The sequence below is a fragment of the Pseudomonadota bacterium genome (assembly GCA_026388275.1).
GTDB lineage: Bacteria > Desulfobacterota > Syntrophorhabdia > Syntrophorhabdales > Syntrophorhabdaceae > JAPLKB01.
On sequence record JAPLKB010000047.1, the window covers coordinates 12,950 to 33,235 of the forward strand.

The following is a 20,286-nucleotide window of genomic DNA, read 5'->3' on the forward strand; positions in this document are numbered from 1 at the left end:
TACGCTCATCATCTCTCACTCAAATTTAAAATCTGTTATATACTCCAACTTCTTCTATTATCCTAATCCTTGCCCTGGCCATGTCCGCGGTTCCGCTTTTGCTCTTGCTTGTACTCCCTTTTATCTTCTTTCCTCTCTTCTTTGTCTATTTTCGTCTCTTTTTTATCCTGGTTCTTCCATTGTTTCTTCCACTGTCCGTATGGGATGTGCTTTTCTTTCTCATACACTACCCGGTAATCCCTGGGGACACGGTGCACGGAGGCGGGAACATAACGTCTATCCACAGTTCCCCACGGTCCATTGTATGCCTTCGCACGGTACCAATGGCTTCCGCGTGGAGACCACCAGTAACCGTTATAGAAGAATACATCAATATTCGGGTCGGGAACGAAGTAGACCCGTGAGCGGGGGACCATGACCACCGCCGGGGGCTCGGCAACTACGATCGGCGGGGGGCCGAGATTGACGGTGACTTGTACTTGTGCGACTGCCTTATTTATCCCCCCGTGAAGCAGTATTGCTCCAAGAATAACAAACAACCCAAGAATCCTGTAGATATATTTTTTCATTTCTAACTCCTTGGCAATCAGCATCCCTTGCCCTATTTGAACCTTGAGGCCGCGCCTTGGAAGGCAGTCTTAACTTCAGTCCAAACGTTTTCTGTGGCTGCCTTAAGGTCTGCCCACGCATCATCACCAGCGGTCCTTAACTCCTGCAACTTAATCCTGGCCGCATCTTGCTTACCTTGTAAGGTTTCTATCATTTTGTAATACTCAATCTTCTCCTCGGCTTTGGCTTTGTCAGCTTTGGAGTTAAGCAGGGCGATCTCGGCACTCCATTCCTTCAACTGTGCATCAAATTTTTTTTCATATGATTTTCGTTTGTCCGTCATGAAAAGCTCCTCGCAATTAAACATATATTTCTTCTCATCAGCCCTTTTTATTTCCAAGAACCAGCAGTACGATACCTCCCACAAGCGCAATAGCCCCCACAATAGGCGGCAGCGGCAACGTTTTAGTTTTCTCAGCCGTCACCTGAATGGGACCGAGATCAACAACTTTCTCTCTGGTCGTATAGGTAATACCTTGGTAAGCTAACAACACAATTCCCAGAGCGATCAGTATGATCGCAATTATGATTTTTGGTTTCATCTAAATCCCCTTTTCCTTAGCTTTAAATGGGACAATGGGATTGCCTTATTGCCCTCGTCGCCCCTGAATGAAACCGTATTTTACAATAATAACGGCTATTACCGGTATGACGTGAATGAACCCTCCTCGTGTAACCGGTCGCTAACCTGAACAATCGCAGAACTATCAGCACTAAAACAATCGTCCATAACATGTGATTCTCCTTTCAAATATATTCCTTGTCTTGCAGTGAATATATTTGCACTACACGATATTCACAAGGTTCCGCATGTTCTTCACCCCGTTTACGTTGTAACAAATTTGGTGGCCGTATTCAATTTGGCTTCGTTTCTGGCTTGATCGGCCAATGTAACCAGATTACATTATTCTACTTTCTATCCTGTTTTTCTTCCCGCTCTCTTTCAGGTTTCCCTTGAGGCTGAGAGTGTTGCTGCTGCTGAACTTTCTCTTGAGGTTCCTGTCTTTGCCGCTGAACTTTCTCCTGAGGCTGTTGTCCTGGCTGCTGAACTTTCTCTTGAGACTGTTGTCTTTGTCGCTGATCTTTCTCCTGAGGTTGTTGTCCTGGCTTCTGAACTTTGCCTTGAGGTTGTTTTTGTTGTTGCTGCCTCTGTTGCTGATGTTGCTGAACCTCAGGTCTCTGTTGATATTGTTGTTGTCTTTGCTGTCTCAGTTCCTGTCTCTGTTGTTGCGGTCGAGGTTGATAACCCTGGACGCCCCAAGCTTTTTGCTTTTCCCAATGTCGATCATTATGCCAGCTCTTCCAGTTCTGTCGAAGTCGTTGGTTAGGAATACGTTCATAATTCCACTGGTGCCCATTCCAATTGTGGTCTCTGTAGTATCCTCTCCAACCTGGGTCTACATCGAAATAAAAACTTGGAACATTTTTATAATAACCCCAGCCCCGGTTATAATAACGTGAGCGATACCAACGGCCTTCCCATGGACGCCACCACCAGCCATTCCAGAAAAACAAGTCTAAATCTATCCCGGGAACAACATAAACACTGTTGGTATCAGGCATTACTATCACATCTGGAGGTGCTTGAAATACCATTGGTGGCGGCAAGCCAATATTAACATTTAAATTTACCTGTGCAATCGTTGGAACAGGAACTACAATTGCCAGTGCCAAAAGTACTGTTCCAAGAAGTAGCCTTTTCATTTTGTTGCCTCCGTTATCTATAATTACATTTTGCTCTCAAATGCTCTGCCCTGTTAGAGAGATTCTTCACTACCCTCGTCGCCCCTGGATGAAGCCGACCACCACAACAATAATGGCAATCACCAGTATGGCGTGAATGAACCCTCCCATTGTGTAACTGGTCAACAACCCAAGCGCCCACAGAATTATCAGTATTACAGCAATTGTCCATAGCATGTGATCTTCTCCTTACAGAATAGACATCCGCGGACGCGCCCGCAGGAGTCTATTTCTATTTACTCGATGATCATAAGGTTCTTCACATTCTTCACGCCATTTACGTCGTTGACGAGTTTGGTGGCCAGATCCTTTTCTGCTGCATTACCAGCCTTGCCGGTCAATGTAACCACACCCTTTTTTGTGGTAACAGAGGTATTGAGGGCGCTGGTCGAGCGATGATAGAGCAGCATCATCTTGACCTGGGCGGTGATGGATACATCATCAATCTTTTGGCCTACTGTTCGCTCTTTCTTAGTAGTTTTCGCTATTGTCATATCATTTTTTACATCTTTGACCCCGTCGACATCCTTGGCGTATTCGGTTGTCAGATCCTTTTGTGCCTGGCTGGTCGCTTCGCCTTGTAAGGTAACGATTCCGTCTTTCACGTTGACTTCAGTTTTGATACCGCTCACGCTGCGATGGAACAAGAGCGCGCTTTTCACCTTCATCGTGACCCATGGATCTGAGTTCTCAGCAGGGGATTCCCCTTTGACTTCCAGTTTGTTATCCACACTCTTAACCCCGGCCAGGTTTGCCACAGTTTCCCGGGCTAATGATTTATGGGATTCTTCTGAGACAGTTCCCGTTAAGGTAACAACGCCATCCATGGACTTGATTTTAATATCATCAGCCTGGAGGTAGGTCTTGAACACATACGACTTCCTGGCTGATGATTCGATGCGGTCATCTACCTTGGACGCATGCACAGGCATGCTGATCGCTAACAGAGCTACAGCAGCCACCATTAGGACTACACGATACATTACTTTCATTACACTCCTCCATATTTTAGAACTTTAGTAACCTGTTTGTCCCGCCGGGTGATGTCATAATCCTTGCGTTTTCCCTGGTGGTAATCGGCACATTACGTCTACCGATAACGATTGATATCCATTTCCAATGAATCAAGCCTGCGGGAAATATCTGTTCTCTCGTCATACGCGGCGTATCTGCCTCCATCCGTCATCCGCAAATAATTATGCCGAATGTTGTCCAGTCTGGATTGAAATTCTCGCCCCTCTGTCAGAGGCAAACGTCCGTTGAGCCTTCCATCATCAATTCTCCTTTGGAGCGCGACAATCCTGTCTCCATTCCTTGGTTCTTCAATTCTTGTGGTTCGGCCCATCGCCCTGTTAATATCATTTCCAAGCGCATCAAGTCTTGCATGAATGTTTTCCCACTCAATCCGGTCGACGCTTCTGTCTCTCAGTGCATCATAGTCTGTTTGAATACCCTTCAATGTTGTCAGAAACATCTGGGACTGATCGGGGGTAAGCGCACCGGTTTTCAGCCCATCTCCAATCTTCTCCTGGATTACAACCATCTTGTTCTCTGCATTCCTTTGATCATCCGGCCACGTTTGCATAGAGACACAACCCGAAAACAAAGCTAATCCAAAAACTATTAGTACTGTCAATAAGATATTCTTCCTCATTTTATTTTCTCCTATCTTTGGAACTTTTTTCCTAAATCTTTAGAGTTTTGGTGCCCAGCTTATCCCGTCAGGCGATGCCAATATCGTTCCATCCGTACCGATAACAATGAATCTATTATTCGAACGAACAACTGCCCCGAGCCAGCTTTGCGAACCTGACCCTACTGTGGTCCAGTTCCATGAATCAGGTGAAGTCACGATCGTTCCATATGCGCCTACGGCCACAAATTTCCCATCACCATATGTAACAGCTGAAAGATACTCCGTCGTTCCCGAATAACGCTGAACCCATGTTATCCCGCCATCGGATGATGTCATGATTCTTCCGTTTCCTCCTACGGCTGTAAACGTTTCATTCGCATAAGCAAGACCGAAGAGGTGGTCGGTATATTGCGTGGCCCGACGTGTCCAGGCGATACCATCGGGTGAATTGAAGATGTTGCCCATTTCACCAATGGTGACAAAATTGCCCTTGCCATAGGAGATATTTCTCAGGGCATAGGGGGTCAAATTTATCCTTTTGGTCCATACGTATCCGTCTGGCGACGTAATGATCACACCCTCAGAACCGACCGCCACAAAGATTCCCTTTGCAAACTTAATGGCCCAGAGGTCGTTGGTGATGCCTGACTGCCGGATGGTCCATGTTACACCGTCCCTTGGGCCGGTCACGATTGTACCGCGGGCGCCCACTGCTACAAAAGTCTCATTGCCGAATGCCATGCCGGCAAGAGGCACGTGAGTTCCGGAATGCCTTATAGTCCAGGTTTCACTGTCAGGCGAGGTCAGTATAATACCTTTGCCATACGTGATAGCATACATAGGCCATTTATCTGTATCAGACCATTGCCATTGCGCTTGCACAATACCTGAACCAGCAAAGAGTATAAACACTGCCATTATAACTATTGGTAGCACAAACATCTTTTTCATCTTATTTTCTCCTTTATTTTTTTACCCATAGAACCTTAAATCACACAACTGTACTTCCTCTACGTAAACTACCTTTTCTGATTCTTACCTCAGTGCTCCTATTGCACGACAATTTCAAAAAGAACTCTCATGTTTGCCTTTGCTGCTTCTGAGTAAAGCTCTTTAGGCGCAGCTTCATACATTGCCGGATTTTTCTCGCCATATCCGATCATGGAAAGCCTGTCCGATAAAATGAGCCCTTCGTTAATAAGGTACCCCTTGACGGCATTTGCCCTTCTTTCGCTCAATTTCTGGTTGTAAGCATCTGTCCCGGATGCAGAAGTATATCCTGCAATACGGACTTGAGCTTTCGGGTTTTGTTTCAGCACCTCAATATTTCTTTTCAGTATTGTCTGCGCTTCCGGTTTAAGCGTGGACTTGTCGAAATCAAAATGTATGTCCTCAAAAGCAAGGACAACTACCTTCTCGGCTGGCTCAGATGCAAGTGCAACTACCTTCTCGGCTGGCTCAGATGCAAGTACAACTGCCTTAGGCACAGGAGCAACAGCTTCACCTCTTTGTTTTTGCACGAAACATCCGCATCCACCTAAGAATAATCCAGTAACGCCAATCAGTACTAAAAGAGCTACCAACTTTGCTTTCATAAATCCTCCTTTTTTTAGTAGGCATATCCAAATTAGGATATGCCCCTGGTGTTGATGAAGTTTACAATGTTTTGTTTTCTCTTTTAAAAGATAGAGCGCCCATCCATCATGGGTTCGCCCTTATGTTCTCAAGCCTTACCGGCGGTGCCCACCGCTCTCGCCGACTACGTAACCTGCGGCCCCACCTACACCGGCACCAATGGCTGCTCCAACAAGAGGATTTCCTCCAACCAATGCTCCAAGTACACCGCCGCCGACAGCACCAATACCAGCCCCGCTCAGAGTAGTCTGTTGTGTTCTACTCATTCCTGCACATCCGACAAAGGTAAAAACAAATGCAAGCATAACAACAATAATCACGATACGTTTCATCTCAAATCTCCTTATTAGTTGTAACGTTTTCATGGCTTCTCGGCTAATGGACGGCCGGCAATACCAGTTTTTATGTTCGGTCTGATCATTAAATCCCAGAGTACATTAGTCACCGGCCTTTCAATATGATCCGGATGCATATCGTAGTATCTGGTTACCCGATCGACAACCTCATTCATGGGCGTATTAGCCATTCCCTCGACAACCTTCGAGACATAACTGTCCCTTTTAAGCTCCGGGAATTTGTCCATCAGGTAATATTCAATTGAAACCACATGTCCGAAACCCCAGATAAATGCCACCTTGGAATCATGCGTCATCTTTTGCCAGAGATCTCCTTTAAGAATTGGCATTCCCAGGGAATCTTCCAACCCCTGCTTAAGGCCTTCCCTGTCCGCTTTTTGTTCTGCTTTTTGCTCTGGACTTTTCTCCGCAGCTTGTACATTATAAGAACAGGCTATGAACGCAAGCAAAAACACCACTGTAAAACAAATTCTTAACACGTTCTGTTTCTTCATATATAGTTCCTCCTTATTTCTATTTTGTTCCCGATAATTATCCCACTGGGACATACCCCGTGGCTTGCTCTAAGATGGTTGTTCACAAATTACTGCAGGGTACTTCATTTCATGTTATTGTCTTGTTTTTGATACCCCACGGTAATACTTGCTGCGGGGTAGTTACTTTCGGCACCTCTCTTTCTGCAACCATTGTGGTTGTTCTATGACCAGAATGGAATGCCTTACTATTGCTTCTAATTTGAGTCCGCTTCTCTTCTTCAATTGCTGCCTATCCTTCCTTATTAAGCGCTAAGTTTAAGTTATGGGTGTCTTTTCTCACTGAAGGAAATGTATATATACAGACCAGGAATTACCAATACTGCCAGAGCGGAAAGCGTAGGCGCCTCATGCAGGCTGAGCGCATTAGCGATAGCTGAGAGTATCCGGTCAGCAATATCAATTGCAAACCCCATGCTCATCAGCACAAATAAGACAGCAGAAACAGTGGCTACAGCCACAAAGATCAGTTTCATTTTGTTTGTCATTTTATACCTCCATTTGCAGGACACCCAACATGGCGCCATGACTTACAATCTATAATAATTGGAATTAAAAAGTTGATGCACAAGACACGTGTAAATGTGATAGTGTTCAATTTTGAACATCATTTTATTGCCTCTGTATGTAGGATACAGCAGATAATTACTTATGTATGTCGCAGAACTAACAATTATTTTGTAGCGCTTTTCATAAAGAAGTATGTCGTCTTTTTTGCTACAGGGACTGGACCGATAACAGAAAGCAAGATTTGCCGGATACACAATCTTCAGAATTTTCAATCAATGGCATACCTATGGATAAACCAAGTCTTAATTGTTATTGCATCCTCTCGCTACTTCCCTAAGAACTTCTTGACCTGACCGACCTTTTCCTGAACTTTTCCGGCTATCTTTTCGGCGTTGCCTTTGGCCTCCAACTTGGGATTATCAGCTATTCCCCCGGCTATTTCTCTAGCCTTACCTTTTGCTTCGTGAAACATTCCTTCTGCCTTGTCTCTGACACTAGATTGCCCCGCGGGTTCATACCCCGAAGCTTGCTTCGAAATGGTTTCATATCCTTATCTCGCCTTTGATACCCCGTCTGCTTGCGGCGGGGTGATTCATTTCATGGATAATTTCTTCTTTAAGATTTCTATTTGACTACCGGTACCTTAGCTTCGCATTCAGCATGATCGATACCTCCTCTTTTCAAAACAGTTGTTTAATGAATTCTGCCGTATTACGGTCCAAGAGGTATTGTCATCATGTTCACTATTTCCGGCTTTGTGAGCGGAAGATATATATTGACTTCCGTACCTTGTCCCGCCTGGCTCTCTACTTTTATTACCCCTTGATGCTGCTTGATAATACGGTAAGCCATCGGAAGACCAAGACCTTTACTATTTGTCTTTGTGGTAAAAAAAGGCTCAAAGATTCTTTCCTTAATCTTCTCGTCAATACCTACACCTGTATCTGCAAGGGAAACGAACGCACATGCGCCTACAATAGAATTGTCGTTATCGAGAAGAGATTCAATTTTAAAATTTACCTGGTTGGTACTCAATGAAAATTTACCGCCACCAGGCATTGCATCCATTGCATTTTTAATAAGATGAGTTAAGGCTTCCTTCATAAGCGCCATGTCTGCCATTATCTTCAGGTTTTTTTCTAAAAGCGTTATTGTTAAGTCAATATCCTCTTTCATATATTGTAGCAACACACTTTCCACTGTTCTCACAACCTCGTTGAGATCAGTCTCTCTTAGTCTGAGCTTTGGATCAAAGTTGAAAGCAGGAAGAATCTTAATCTGGGGTTGTTTTTGAAAACTTTCAATCATTATTACACCTCCAAAGTTGTTTTATATGTCAAATCCAAATAAGGCAGTTCAAACTGCCGAACTCATTTGCCAGGTGTGGAGAGAACATTAACCACAGTTCGAACAATCCGCGGCAGCACGCGAGTGACTAAAGCTTAAACTTAAAAGAAGGCCCAGTCCTACTCCTACTCCTAATGAGATAAGAATTGTCTTGCCTGGGTTTTTGCAGCTATAACTACTTGCCTTCTCATAAGCTTCACTTGCTGTATGTGTTGTTTTATCATAAATATCATTTAAGGCTTGCTCTGCTTGCCCGTAAAACTCGGCACCACGTTCCAGGATGCTCTGAACGGTAACACTATTACTGCTTCCCCCTGCCTCCTGTTGTTTCTCACATTCATTTTTTTTAATATCCATATTATCCTCCCTCCTCTTTAGTGTTTCATCCACCTTGTTTTTCTTTGGAAAAAAATGCCATTTCATTACGTCGCCAAATTGCTCCTATAATCAATCCCAATAAGCCTGAGTTATGAGCATCTTCTCTGACTGAAGGTAAAATACACATACAAACCACGAATTACCAATACCACCAGGTAGAAAGTGCAGGCACCTCGTGCAGGCCGAATGCATTAGCAATTACTGAGAGCACCTGGACAGTAATATTAACGGCAAACCGAGTACCCATCAGCATAAAGAAGACAGTAGAAACAGTGGCTGCGACAAAAAAAATCAGACTCACCTTGTTCGTCATCTTATTCCTCCATTTACTGAACAAACAACACGGCATCCCGACTTGCGATAAATCATTGTAATCAAAAGATTGATTTGCAAAACGTATAAATGTTGTGGTGTTCAATTGCGAACATAATGTTATTAGCCCTGTATGTACGATACAACAGAAAATCACTTGCGTATGTCGCAGAACCAACAATTATTTTGTAACGCTTTTCATAAAGAAGCATGTCATCATTTTTGTTACAGGTGTTAGACCGGATTTCTTGTTATTTCAGCTTCAAAACAGCTTCACTCGTGCCGCCGGGAACCCACTGAGTCGAAAACCCCAATAGCTTGAAGACGTGGAGCATCCTCTCATTCTCGGTGAGGACATCTGCCCGAACTTCCTCAAGACCTCTTTCTCTGGCTATTTGGATGAGTATCTCTAAGAGTTTAGACCCAAGGTGTTTACCCTGGAACTTATCATGCACGAGAAAGGCCACCTCACCGGACGTCATGTCCTGATTCATAATAAGTCTTGCAACCCCTATCATGCTCTTCTTTCCATTTTCCTCAATCTCCGCGACTATCGCCATGTGCCGGTCGTAGTCAATATTACAGAAAAGGATAAGCCACTCATGTGATATGTCTTTGAAAATGGAGAAGAATCTGGTCCTCAATGTTTTTTCAGACAAGGAAGAGAGCATCTCATGCTCGGCAGGCTCGTCTTCAGGGCGTATAGCCCTTAAAAGTATGTCTGTCCCATCCGACAGTTGCCAGGGCGTGATGTATCTGGTTGGATAGGGAGTAATGATAAGGTGAGGATAGATTGATCGACCTGCAGGAACATAATTCTTGTCAATGATGATTCGTGCGTCAAGAGCAGTGGCTTTTCCATTCGATATGGCAAGAGGATTTATGTCTATTTCAGCTATTTCGGGAAAATCAACGATAAGATTGGAAAAACTGACAAGGATTTCCTCGAGCCCTTCAAAATCTGCTGCTGGCTTGCCACGAAAGCCCTGAAGCATTTTGTATACCCTTGTTTCCTGCATCAACATCTTTGCCAGGGTCTGATTGAGCGGCGGAAGTCCTATCGAAAAATCTTTGATGAACTCTGCCATGGTCCCTCCCATCCCAAAGAGGATAACTGAACCGAAATCCTTATCCTTCTTGGCCCCGAGAATAAGTTCGTAATCAACATCTATAATCATCTGCTCGACTGCTACACCCGTTATGGTTGCTTCCGGTACGTGTTTCTTCACCCTTTCTGTCAGCTGCTCATACGATTCCTTCAGGGCTGTGCTCGACTCTATCCCCATGATAACGCCGCCAACATCGCTCTTGTGGGAGATTTCGGGCGAAACAATCTTGATAACAACAGGATAACCCATTTTCTCTGCTATGCTTACCGCTGTTTCCGGATTCTGAGTGACCTGCGCCATTGTAACCGGAATACGGTAGGTCATTAGGAAATCCTTGGATTCTTCCTCGTTGAGAAGCGTTCGTCCTTCCTTAAGTGCTTTCTTGAGAAGCTCCTTCAGGTGATCCTTCAAGGGTGCTTTATGAGCCGGATACTCGTCAGGAGTCTCATAGAGCTGTTCGAGATGACTCTTGTACTTGCACATATTCACATAAGTTCTAACAGCCTCCTCTGGAGTATCGTAGGCCGGTATGCTGTTTTCAACAAAAATATGTCTCCCTTCCTTGACATCTTCCCCGCCCATCCATGTTGCAATAACAGGCTTCCAGACGTTTTTAGCACTGTCGGCTACCGCCTGCGCAAGCCGGGTTGAAGGGGCAGAATCCATGGGCACATAAACAACGAGCACTCCGTCCACCATGGGGTCATTGAGGCATATGGTGAGAGCTTTTGTGAACCTGTCGATGGTTGCGTCTCCAAGCAGATCAACGGGGTTGGATTTGCTCCAGTAGGACGGCAAAAATGCGTTGAGCTGCTTTATGCTCTCGTCAGAGAGTTGCGCCAGTTCACCACCCAGGTGAATAAGAGCGTCGGTGGCCATCACGCCGGGTCCACCGGCAGACGTTACTATGGCAAGCCTCGGACCTGCCGGCAACCTCTTAGAATCAAGAACCTCGGCAGCATCGAAGAGTTCCGCTATTTCTCCGACCCTTACAACGCCGGCCCTCCTGAAGGCTGCTTCATATACCGCGTCGTCCCCTGCCATAGCTCCGGTGTGGGAATGAGCTGCTCTTGCACTCTCTGCAAATCGTCCAGGCTTCAAAATAATGATAGGTTTGCGGCGGGCAAAGGCCCGTGCCGCACTCATAAATTTTCTTGCGTTACCCACACTTTCCATATAGATCAGAATGCTCCTGGTAGCCGGGTCGTCACCCAGGAAGTCGATCATGTCGCCAAAGTCGATATCGACCATGGAGCCCAGTGATGCAAACATACTAAAGCCTATCCCGGCGCTGACTGCCCAATCGAGTATCGCGCTGCCGAGGGCGCCACTCTGAGAGATGAAGGCAATATTTCCCGAAGGAGGTTTACCTCTGAGAAACGTTGCATTTAAATCCAGAGGGGGCCGTACAAAACCGAGGCAATTTGGTCCCATAATATGCATTCCGTATTTTTTCCTGATCCGGTCTATTTCGTTCTCTAATTGTGTACCTTCTTCACCTATCTCCTTGAATCCGGCGGAGATTATTACTACCCCCTCCACACCTGCCTGACCGCATTCCTCAACCACACCCGGCACTGACCGGGCAGGGGTTGCCACAACAGCCAGCTCCACATGCTCGGGGACACTTGCAATGGCAGGATAGCTCTCCACATCCAATACTTTGCTTGTATGGGGGTTTATTGGAAATATTCTCCTCTCCTTTGACCGGAGCAGGTTCTCAAAGACTGTCCGTCCTATAGCGCCTTCCTTCTCAGTTGCACCTATCAGAGCTATTGTTTTGGGATTAAACATTACTTGTATGCGGCTCATTTTTTTGTCCTCCTCATTTATCCTTATGGAAGCCTGCTGATACTAAATCTCTGTATTGATTTTTCATGAAGTTCCTGACAATACCATTTACTTTTTCTTTTCCGCCTCAAGATACTCAAGCTTGAGGTACAATTTGCTGTTATACTTTTCTACAATCCCCTTCAAAATCCCAGAGACACTTCCAGACCATAGTATTCCACTTTATTATTGTAGAACTGGCCATGCGGATCAAACCCCTTATACCACTGCCCCATTAGGCGCAGTCGACGCTGACCCGGGTTGGGGTGGCCGAACTCGAGGCCTGCCTTGACGCTGGTACTGGTGGCCCAGTTATGCTCATCGAAGCTCTTCATGTCTACCCCGCCAATCGGCCTGCCTTTCCACACAAGCGGCTTGCTGCCGCGATACTCTATCCCCCAGTGTGCGCTCATCGGCCTTAGATCGTGCGGTTCTTTGTGGATCATGTATTCACCGCCACCGTACAATCGCCATTCGTGCCATTCGCGGGAATAGATAAGTTCAATAGCTTCATAGCTGAGATTAACCCGTTCCGGAGGATTAACACTCTGAAGAAATTCATCTCCCAGGTGCGAACTCTGGTGATAGATGCGAAAGCGGAAAGAATTATCGCCGTACCGGTATGTAACAGGAATTCCGACTGTATAATCAGCGTTGATGAGGTCGTGGGAAGATGTATCCATGTTAAACTGGGCAAATAAAGCGCCTTCCACGCTGAGCTGCAGGCCGTCCCCTTCACGGGTACCTAAAAACCTGTACATGCCGAAGGTCTCTCCGAAGCCGACTGACGCCATGGTATACCGCCCACCAGGTGATTTGAAGCGGTTCATACTGACAAAAAACCGTGTCTGCTTAGGGTCGGCGATGAGTGGCTGGAACAGGTTTCCTGTTGGAAAGGCTCCTCCTTCCCTGGTTATCCCCATAAAACTGCTTACCGTCCCCGGCTTGCCTGCATCTGCAGACTTCACCACAATCGTCATTTCATGCAGTCCGTCGATATTTCGTAGCTGTTTATCGGCCGTCTCCCGCCGTATCGGGTCATCTTTAAACAAAGTAACCGTGGCAACCCCATTGACAATCTTCAAGATATAGCTGTCTCTCTCCCAGTGTAAATCCCGCTCAAGGATAGATGCAATATAGCCGGTCAGGAATTCATCACCGGTCCTGTCCGCAGCCGATAAAGGGTGAGATGGGAAAAGAAGCATGAGCCATAAAACCTCAAGAACCATAAATAATCTAATTAAAGGCATGATACAACATCCTCCCTTTTTTATTTATCTGCCCTTCCTGAAGTCGGGTATTGGTGCTGTTCTATGGGGGAAGCAATGCGATACTTCTCTGGAACCATATCTTGGCTGGGAAAGATAGAAGTAAAAAGTTGATTTGTCATTGTTGTTTCACCATCTATTCAACGTTACGCATCAACTCTTACCACCATAATTATCCGTCAGATATGCCTTCCTTCTTAGTTGCACTTATCAGGGCTATTGTTTTAGGAGCAAACATTATTTTTATGCGGCTCATTTTTCTATTCTCCTTTACCCGGACATCCACTATATTTAAGGAAGATTGTACACGGTAAAAATATGTACCTCCGTTTGTTCCAAGCAGCAGGACTCCGGTCAGGTATCCTCCAATAAATGCCGATGAGATCAAAAAAGGCGGCAAGTAAGGGAAAGCTGATGATTGAGACAGCTATTCCCGGGCTGATTAGATACCGCAAGGGTTCGAATTGAGCGTACGGCCCAGGGAAGTCAATTATAACCTTGCATGAAAAAAATTGTTCTTACCCCTCTTTGATTCCTAACGCCGTTCTTCGTGAGATCCACCCCTGCCATCACGTCCTCCATCCCTGGCATCACGTCCTCCATCCCTGTCATCATGTCCTCCGCCACCTCGGTTATCATATCCTCCAGGTCCTCCAGGTCCCCAGAAACATCCTCCAAGCGATACAAGCACCGTCATTAATACCATTGTCAATAAAATGATTCTCTTCATCATCTCTCCTTTCTTTTGATTTGTTTGTTACCAAACATGCGAATTGTATGACCCACCTACACGCAAAAGGGCTTCGACCCGGGCCTTTGTCGGGAGGAACCCCGGTTGAATAACGCCGCAATCATATTAAGCCGCATCGCGCGAGACAGACTGCTTTACCAAGGCGCTGAACTGGTCGATATATAAGATTCCCTTCTTATCGAAAATTAAGCGGGAAAACAATGCTGATGCCCGGCGACTGATACGGGTATGGGTCATAGACGACCGGTGGAGGCACATAGACCGGAGCCTGGTAGTAGTAATGACGGGGGGGCTGCCGATACACACGCTGGCTGTACCCGTACCGGCCCTGTTTGTAATGCCCCCTGTGTTTACCGTTATCCTGACTGAAAGCTGGTGTGATGTATATGCCGCCGATCATTGAGGCGAAGACGAGCGCCATCATAATCTTGCCAACTGCTAAACTAAACTTCCTGACTCGCGTATTTGAAGTTCTCATAGTGACCTTCCATTCTTGGAGTGATGCCCTATCGCAAAATAGGGTTTGCTATCTTGACGTTGTAGTAGCCTCGATTATTTACTTTTTGCCTTTAGACTTCGGGTGGCGCTGAGGATGGAATAACAGATTAGCATTCTTCTTCTGAGCGTCCGACATGCTGGCATAGAGAGGCTCGAAAACCGGAATAAATTTCTTAAGGTAATCTGCATGTGCCTCGGCAATTGTGCTATAGGATTTAAGATCTTCGACAGCAGTCATGGTATCTTCTTTTTCTGACCTTTCCTTGATGAGTGCCTCCATCGTTTTCGCATCATCCCGCATCACCTGGGTGACGTTATTCCATAGCTCTTCCTGTGCCGGGGTGATCTTGAGCTTGGTATGAAGCTCTTTGATGCGTGCCTCAGTACGGTCGACCTTTGTAGCCTTACCAACAGCCGCCTTGCCTGGCTCGGGTGATGCCGCGTACGAAGGGCTTGGACTTGTGAGAACCATAAAGGCGAGGAGCACCGCCGCAATAGCAAGTGCAGATGGATAATTGAACTGATAGGCAATTCGTTTCATAATCTGTCTCCTTATACATATTTAAGTTTAATCTCTGTATCCCGTCTCACAGAGGATTTTCAGGGGGGCGATTGTTTTTCCACCCTATTTATATGAACTTTTAACACACTGTATGTTCTTTGTATGTCGCGGAACCAACAATTATTTTGTAGCGTTTTTCATAAAAAAGCGCGTCGTCTTTATCGTGACAAGAATCAAAAGTGTATTTCATGCTGAGATAAAAGGGCTGCTAAATGCGATAAAAAGGCTGCTGAATATGGGCCGATGCTGAATGTGCCTTAGCAGGACAGCGCATCAGCTTCTTTCTTGTTGGTTTTGACATCCGGGGTGGGATTATTGGTAAAATTGTGGTAGTAGATGCAGGGATATTGGTTGTGTTTTATTCTTATACCGTAGGGCGATCATAACCTTGATTAGTGCCAGGGCATACCGCCTTCATCCTAGATTTGAGACTACTCGATGGAGACTTTATCCTGGAACCAACGATCTTCCGGCAGTCTCTGCCCACACTGTATTTCATTTTGGTAATTATTGAGGAACAAAAAAGGCAGGGATTAGTTCCCTGCCTTTTAATTTATTCAATCCTTATCCTATCCCTTAAATCTGAATCTTAATCCTGCAAGACCGAGGATACTCGAACCAAGAAGGAAAATTGTCGGAGGCACGGGAACGGGGGTACCGCCGCTGAAGCCATAGCTGCCGAAGTCGGAGCGGCCGGTGTCGAAGTCTTCGGCGGTGTTATTGTTGGAGATAAAATTGTCTTTCAACGTAACTGCCCCAGTTAGCGCGAAGGCCCTTCCGCACAGAATCGCTGCTGTGGGATCAAGGCCAACACTCGCAAGAGCAATAATATTTCCTGCAAACATAGTGCCTGTGCCCAGAGTAGCAGAGCTGCCGACCTGCCAATACACGCCAGCACCTGAACCGGTATTGATCACGTTAACAGAAGAGTCGCTTGCGGTCGTGAGTGTACTCCCTATCTGGAAAACCCAGGTCGCGTCGGCGTTACCCCCGCCATCGAGAGTGAGTGCTCCTGTCAACTGAGCCGACGAGGAAAAATAATAGACACCCGGAGAGAGCGTGTCGTATCCCGCTGAACCCAGGACGAAAGAAGAATAATTGTGGTCGTAAGGCAAGCCAGATAGCGTATTGTAAACAGCCGTTGCATCTGCCTTAGCAAGTTGTGCGACCCCATCATTTTTATGTATCGTTCCCCCGCTCACGGTCCCATCAGGATAAAAGCCAGTAACCGAAGTTCCCGGCGTTACACCCAAATTGCCGTAGACTTGAGTGCTCTGCGAGGTGCTATGGTCGTTGGTCACTGTCGAGCTGCCCAGCACTGCGAAACTCTGCGCCGAATTCAGTATTGACGCGTTTGATACCAGAGGAATGCAAAGAAATGCAGTCAATGCTACTATTAATAGAATCAAATAATTGCATTTTATTTTAGATACTTTTCGTTCATCCAAAAATTGGCTAATTTCTTTAAAAATGGCTCTCATTGCTTTCTCCTTTTTTTAGGTAATCTAATTCAGAATCTGTTTAAAAACCTCCCTATTTTATTTTCAATAATATTTGTTTTCGTAGTTACCAGGGTCACTAAGAGCAACTCCAAAAAACAATAACATAAAATTCTAATATTTGACCCTATCATAACTTTTTACAATGTAAAACATATTATTTTTTTTGTATGTAGGATAAGTACGACACCTTGTGTAGGACAAGTTCACAAAATATTGTAAGCTTAGACATTTGCCCGGTAAATACCCCACAAAACATTTGTAACTATATGAGATAATTGGTGTAATAATAATTATCACACCTCAAGGAGATCACCCGTGACCAATAAATTCGACACTCCGGGTTTTGCCGATTATTTCATAGAGCAAATAAACATCAAAACAGCAAGAAAGTCTCACGATCATAAAAAGCTTTTACTGTTTACACCATTAATAATATCTATAATATAACAATACCAGAAGCTCTGGCTCATGTCTGTCGCAGAACCGACAATTATTTTGTAACGCTTTTTACAAAAAGCGTGTCGTCTTTTTTGCTACAGGTATTTATGGTCACATAAATATTTCGAAACCTGTTACCCAGGATTATTCTTCGATAATTCTTGTTTTGGGATGGGAGTTCCTTGAAGGGGACAAACAAAACTAAAAGAAGGATCAAGACTTGACAACTGAACAAATATACATATATTTGAAGCAAGTACATGTCTATCAGGGACTAAAAGTCATGAGGATAAAAAGAAAAAAAGGCCTGATTATCGCGGGCGGCGTTGTCGCCTTGTTCGTAATCGCTGTAATCGTCACTGTATTATTATTCGATATAAATTCTTACAAGTCGAAGATCGAAACCGTTGCCTCTGAGGCAACCAGCATGGATGTCAGGATCAATGGGAAGATGGGGCTCTCTTTCTTTCCTTTTGGCGTATCTGCAAAGGATATCCATGTTGCCGGCAAGGGAGGCGTAGTCCTTTCCCTTGAACGTCTCAAGTTAGGGGCAGAGTTGATGCCTTTGCTGAGGAAACAGCTAAAGATCACCGATTGTGAACTTGTCAAACCGGCTATTACCATTGTGAAGGACGCAGAGGGAAAATACAATTTCGAGAGCACTGAAAAGAAACCAAAAAAAGGGGGTCAAGGAACATCTTTCAGTCTTAATGAACTCAAGCTGTTCAAGGGGTCCCTTGTTTATCTTGACAAAAAGACAGGCGAAAAGACCGAGATAAATAAAATCAATCTGGCTGGCAAAGATTTTTCGATAGCGGATACCTCAGGGGACATTATAAAAAATATCTCTTTTACGGGAAATATAGACTGCAATGAACTGCGGAAAAAAGACCTCAAGATCGACAGTATCAAGAGTGGTATAAAAGCAGAGAAGGGGATATTCTCTCTAAAGCCCCTTACCATGGATATCTTCGGTGCAAAGGGCGAAGGAAATATCACAGTGGACAAAACAGAAGCAGACGCTGAATATAAAATTAATTTAAATGTTTCGAAACTGGACTTCCAAAAACTTCAGGAATCCTTTGGTGCAAAAAAGCTGATCAGCGGAAAAGGTGATCTTGCTGCCTTCCTGACGGTGAAAGAAAAAGAAGGGCGCAAGCCGTTGAATGGCATGGATGGTACTTTATCTCTCCAGGGTAACAATCTCATCACCTATACTGTGGACCTCGACAAGGTCCTCTCAACGTTTGAAGCAAGCCAGAAGTTCAACCTTGTCGACGTTGGCGCTTTTTTCATAGCCGGTCCTTTGGGTTCCGCTGCCCTAAGGGGGTACCGTTATGGGGATGTTTATTACCAAGCCCAGGGAGGGCGGGGTACCATCACACAGTTCGTTTCCCACTGGAAAATTAAGAGTGGTGTGGCCGACGCCAGGGACTGCGCATTTGCGACGCAACATAATCGGGTAGCCCTTAAAGGAAAGCTGAATCTTATCAGCGAGCGCTATGATAACGTAACAGTGGCACTTCTCGACAACAAGGGATGCGCAAAATTCAAACAAAGCATCAGCGGCCCCTTCGGGGCTCCCCGAATCGGTGCGTTAAGCACAGTCGAGTCCCTCGCCGGCCCGATCTTGAATCTTTTCAACCAAACAAAACGCTTTGTCCAGGCCGGCAAATGCGAGGTCTTTTATAGCGGTTCCGTGCAGCAGCCCCGCTGACATATCTTACAAACTGACACGAGTATTGCAGGGTAGTTAAAACTGTCATTGAAGCCAACATTCTATAGTTTACTCTATGTGTGATTTGGCTGTTTTTAAAGCGAGGTCTTTATCTTTGGTAAACAATTTCCACTCTATTCCTGAAGAGTGAATACCGGCACCCTTGTCTCGACCTCTACAATAATACCAGTGTCCAAAACACTCGACAGTAGAAAACGGATGATTGTCTGCGCAGAAGATTCCGCAAGTATTAATCTCCTCGTAAAAAATAGTTTCGTCGGGGGTTTCGTCGTAGGACATGTCATCAGGTAATACAATTTGGGATACGTCAAAACCTTCTGCTTCCTTTTCATCCAACCAGTCTGATATATTCACTGATCTTTTCCTCCTTTCATGTCAACTGACGTTTAACGCTTCAACCAGAAAAAACTAACCGGCTGTTTATCGTGCTTTTGGGATGGACATCATTTCTTTAGGGTAGTGGTCATAATTCGAATCGACCAAGGGCGCAGGGATATCAATCCTGGCCAAAAGCGGAAAATGATCGGACGGGTAACGCTTTTTCCAGCGAAGCTGAATAATTATTGTGTCTTGAACCCGGATGGAGGAGGGGACAAAAATATAGTCGAGCCGGAATCGGAAAAAAAATCTGCGGAACCCGTGGAAGGTCACAGTGTGGCGATGGTTGGGATATTGCAGCCGGAAAGTATCCAGTAAGGGGGTAGGGTTTAAAACCATTCCTTTTGCCTTCATATTCATATGGACTTTACCTTTTAGAAATTGAATGGGTACACTTCTTTCCCTGGCATTGAAATCACCCATAAGAATAAAAGGGTCAGAAAATGATCGTGTATGGATATACTGGGCTAATAAGACCACGCTTTTTTTCCTCGAACGCTGAGAAAGATGATCCAGGTGGGTATTGTAGAAATAGAAAGCCTGCCCGGAGTCTCTGTCGACAAGCCGCGCCCATGTGCAGGTTCGAGGCAGGATGTTTCCCCACCCCTTCGAACCCGGGATATCAGGTGTGTCCGATAACCAAAAAGTGCCTTCATCGGAGAGGGAGAACCGCGCTGCATTGAAAAAAATGGCCGTGTGCATCCCTTTGTTGCCCCCCAGACTGCCAATGCCCACCATCTCATAACCAGGGAGCATACTGTGGAGTGCAGTAATTTGAAAGTCCATTGCCTCCTGAAGGCCAAGGATATCTGGATGATATCGTTTCAACATTTCATGCACCAAATTTTGGCGAAAGATCCAGTGGTTCCTGCCGTCTTTTGCCGTTCCCCGCCGGATGTTGAAACTCATGATATTCAGGCTAAGGCCGGCATCGTCGGGCACCGGGTCGAACCTGGAGCCCGATGTGATCGGCCTGTAAATGGGATAAATGGTGTTTTTTAGGAGTCTGAGTCTCTTCATTTTTTCATCTTTAGTCTTGTTTTTATGAACTATGAATATGAACGTTTTGGATAACACAGTATCTGATATTAAATTGCATGCCCGAATATAATCACGATTATTGAAAAAGTAAATCCCCCGTCCTGTAGAGGAC

Annotated in this window: 24 protein-coding genes and 2 pseudogenes; 1 reads left to right on the top strand and 25 read right to left on the bottom strand. The window is 45.3% G+C overall.

The features are described from left to right. Positions 1–62: 62 nt before the first annotated feature. From NT010_11800 to NT010_11910, 23 genes and pseudogenes are all read right to left on the bottom strand, one after another. The gene (locus tag NT010_11800; GenBank protein ID MCX5806725.1) at positions 63–569 is read right to left on the bottom strand and encodes a hypothetical protein; all 507 of its coding nucleotides are present in this window, start codon (positions 567–569) and stop codon (positions 63–65) included. A gap of 32 nt (positions 570–601) precedes the next feature. After that, on the bottom strand, positions 602–976 hold the full coding sequence (locus NT010_11805) for a coiled coil domain-containing protein (protein MCX5806726.1): 375 nt from the start codon (positions 974–976) through the stop codon (positions 602–604). After that, positions 930–1,151, bottom strand: a complete 222-nt coding sequence (locus NT010_11810; GenBank protein MCX5806727.1) for a DUF3185 domain-containing protein — start codon at positions 1,149–1,151, stop codon at positions 930–932. Before NT010_11810 ends, NT010_11805 begins: the two co-directional genes overlap by 47 nt. Positions 1,152–1,196: 45 nt before the next feature. Next, positions 1,197–1,344, bottom strand: a pseudogene (locus tag NT010_11815) (lmo0937 family membrane protein). Between the two features lie 174 nt (positions 1,345–1,518). Then, positions 1,519–2,313 carry a hypothetical protein gene (locus NT010_11820; GenBank protein MCX5806728.1) on the bottom strand — a complete coding sequence of 265 codons (795 nt, stop codon included), beginning with the start codon at positions 2,311–2,313 and terminating at the stop codon, positions 1,519–1,521. Positions 2,314–2,382: 69 nt separating this feature from the next. Next, positions 2,383–2,529, bottom strand: coding sequence for a lmo0937 family membrane protein (locus NT010_11825; GenBank protein ID MCX5806729.1), 147 nt, complete (start codon positions 2,527–2,529; stop codon positions 2,383–2,385). A gap of 59 nt (positions 2,530–2,588) precedes the next feature. Further along, on the bottom strand, positions 2,589–3,344 hold the full coding sequence (locus NT010_11830; GenBank protein ID MCX5806730.1) for a BON domain-containing protein: 756 nt from the start codon (positions 3,342–3,344) through the stop codon (positions 2,589–2,591). A gap of 98 nt (positions 3,345–3,442) precedes the next feature. Then, entirely contained in the window at positions 3,443–4,006 is a 564-nt protein-coding gene (locus NT010_11835; protein ID MCX5806731.1) for a hypothetical protein, read from the bottom strand. A 39-nt stretch (positions 4,007–4,045) separates the two neighbouring features. Next, entirely contained in the window at positions 4,046–4,939 is an 894-nt protein-coding gene (locus NT010_11840; GenBank protein MCX5806732.1) for a cell wall-binding protein, read from the bottom strand. A 98-nt stretch (positions 4,940–5,037) separates the two neighbouring features. Continuing rightward, positions 5,038–5,583, bottom strand: a complete 546-nt coding sequence (locus tag NT010_11845) for an OmpA family protein (GenBank protein ID MCX5806733.1) — start codon at positions 5,581–5,583, stop codon at positions 5,038–5,040. A gap of 135 nt (positions 5,584–5,718) precedes the next feature. Beyond that, entirely contained in the window at positions 5,719–5,955 is a 237-nt protein-coding gene (locus tag NT010_11850; protein MCX5806734.1) for a YMGG-like glycine zipper-containing protein, read from the bottom strand. Between the two features lie 29 nt (positions 5,956–5,984). After that, positions 5,985–6,473, bottom strand: a complete 489-nt coding sequence (locus NT010_11855; GenBank protein ID MCX5806735.1) for a hypothetical protein — start codon at positions 6,471–6,473, stop codon at positions 5,985–5,987. A gap of 302 nt (positions 6,474–6,775) precedes the next feature. Then, positions 6,776–7,000 carry a hypothetical protein gene (locus NT010_11860; protein ID MCX5806736.1) on the bottom strand — a complete coding sequence of 75 codons (225 nt, stop codon included), beginning with the start codon at positions 6,998–7,000 and terminating at the stop codon, positions 6,776–6,778. 347 nt (positions 7,001–7,347) lie between these two features. Next, positions 7,348–7,560: a CsbD family protein gene (locus NT010_11865; protein MCX5806737.1), complete on the bottom strand. Its 213-nt coding sequence runs from the start codon at positions 7,558–7,560 to the stop codon at positions 7,348–7,350. Positions 7,561–7,733: 173 nt separating this feature from the next. Then, complete coding sequence (locus NT010_11870) at positions 7,734–8,330, bottom strand: ATP-binding protein (GenBank protein MCX5806738.1); 597 nt, start codon at positions 8,328–8,330, stop codon at positions 7,734–7,736. A gap of 87 nt (positions 8,331–8,417) precedes the next feature. Further along, entirely contained in the window at positions 8,418–8,726 is a 309-nt protein-coding gene (locus NT010_11875) for a hypothetical protein (GenBank protein ID MCX5806739.1), read from the bottom strand. Between the two features lie 160 nt (positions 8,727–8,886). Further along, positions 8,887–9,060, bottom strand: a complete 174-nt coding sequence (locus NT010_11880; protein ID MCX5806740.1) for a hypothetical protein — start codon at positions 9,058–9,060, stop codon at positions 8,887–8,889. A gap of 250 nt (positions 9,061–9,310) precedes the next feature. Continuing rightward, positions 9,311–11,980 carry a bifunctional acetate--CoA ligase family protein/GNAT family N-acetyltransferase gene (locus NT010_11885; protein MCX5806741.1) on the bottom strand — a complete coding sequence of 890 codons (2,670 nt, stop codon included), beginning with the start codon at positions 11,978–11,980 and terminating at the stop codon, positions 9,311–9,313. Between the two features lie 161 nt (positions 11,981–12,141). Beyond that, entirely contained in the window at positions 12,142–13,248 is a 1,107-nt protein-coding gene (locus tag NT010_11890) for a DUF1207 domain-containing protein (protein ID MCX5806742.1), read from the bottom strand. 295 nt (positions 13,249–13,543) lie between these two features. Beyond that, positions 13,544–13,724, bottom strand: a pseudogene (locus NT010_11895) (ABC transporter permease). 77 nt (positions 13,725–13,801) lie between these two features. Continuing rightward, positions 13,802–13,996, bottom strand: coding sequence for a hypothetical protein (locus NT010_11900; GenBank protein MCX5806743.1), 195 nt, complete (start codon positions 13,994–13,996; stop codon positions 13,802–13,804). Positions 13,997–14,573: 577 nt separating this feature from the next. Further along, positions 14,574–15,056, bottom strand: coding sequence for a Spy/CpxP family protein refolding chaperone (locus NT010_11905; protein MCX5806744.1), 483 nt, complete (start codon positions 15,054–15,056; stop codon positions 14,574–14,576). 590 nt (positions 15,057–15,646) lie between these two features. Further along, positions 15,647–16,558 carry an ice-binding family protein gene (locus tag NT010_11910; protein MCX5806745.1) on the bottom strand — a complete coding sequence of 304 codons (912 nt, stop codon included), beginning with the start codon at positions 16,556–16,558 and terminating at the stop codon, positions 15,647–15,649. Positions 16,559–17,237: 679 nt separating this feature from the next. Here NT010_11910 and NT010_11915 point away from each other — a divergent pair. Further along, positions 17,238–18,734, top strand: a complete 1,497-nt coding sequence (locus NT010_11915; GenBank protein ID MCX5806746.1) for an AsmA family protein — start codon at positions 17,238–17,240, stop codon at positions 18,732–18,734. A gap of 69 nt (positions 18,735–18,803) precedes the next feature. Here NT010_11915 and NT010_11920 read toward each other — a convergent pair whose 3' ends face one another. Both NT010_11920 and NT010_11925 read right to left on the bottom strand, forming a co-directional pair. Then, complete coding sequence (locus NT010_11920; protein ID MCX5806747.1) at positions 18,804–19,109, bottom strand: hypothetical protein; 306 nt, start codon at positions 19,107–19,109, stop codon at positions 18,804–18,806. 66 nt (positions 19,110–19,175) lie between these two features. Beyond that, complete coding sequence (locus NT010_11925; GenBank protein ID MCX5806748.1) at positions 19,176–20,153, bottom strand: endonuclease/exonuclease/phosphatase family protein; 978 nt, start codon at positions 20,151–20,153, stop codon at positions 19,176–19,178. Between the last annotated feature and the right edge of the window lie 133 nt (positions 20,154–20,286).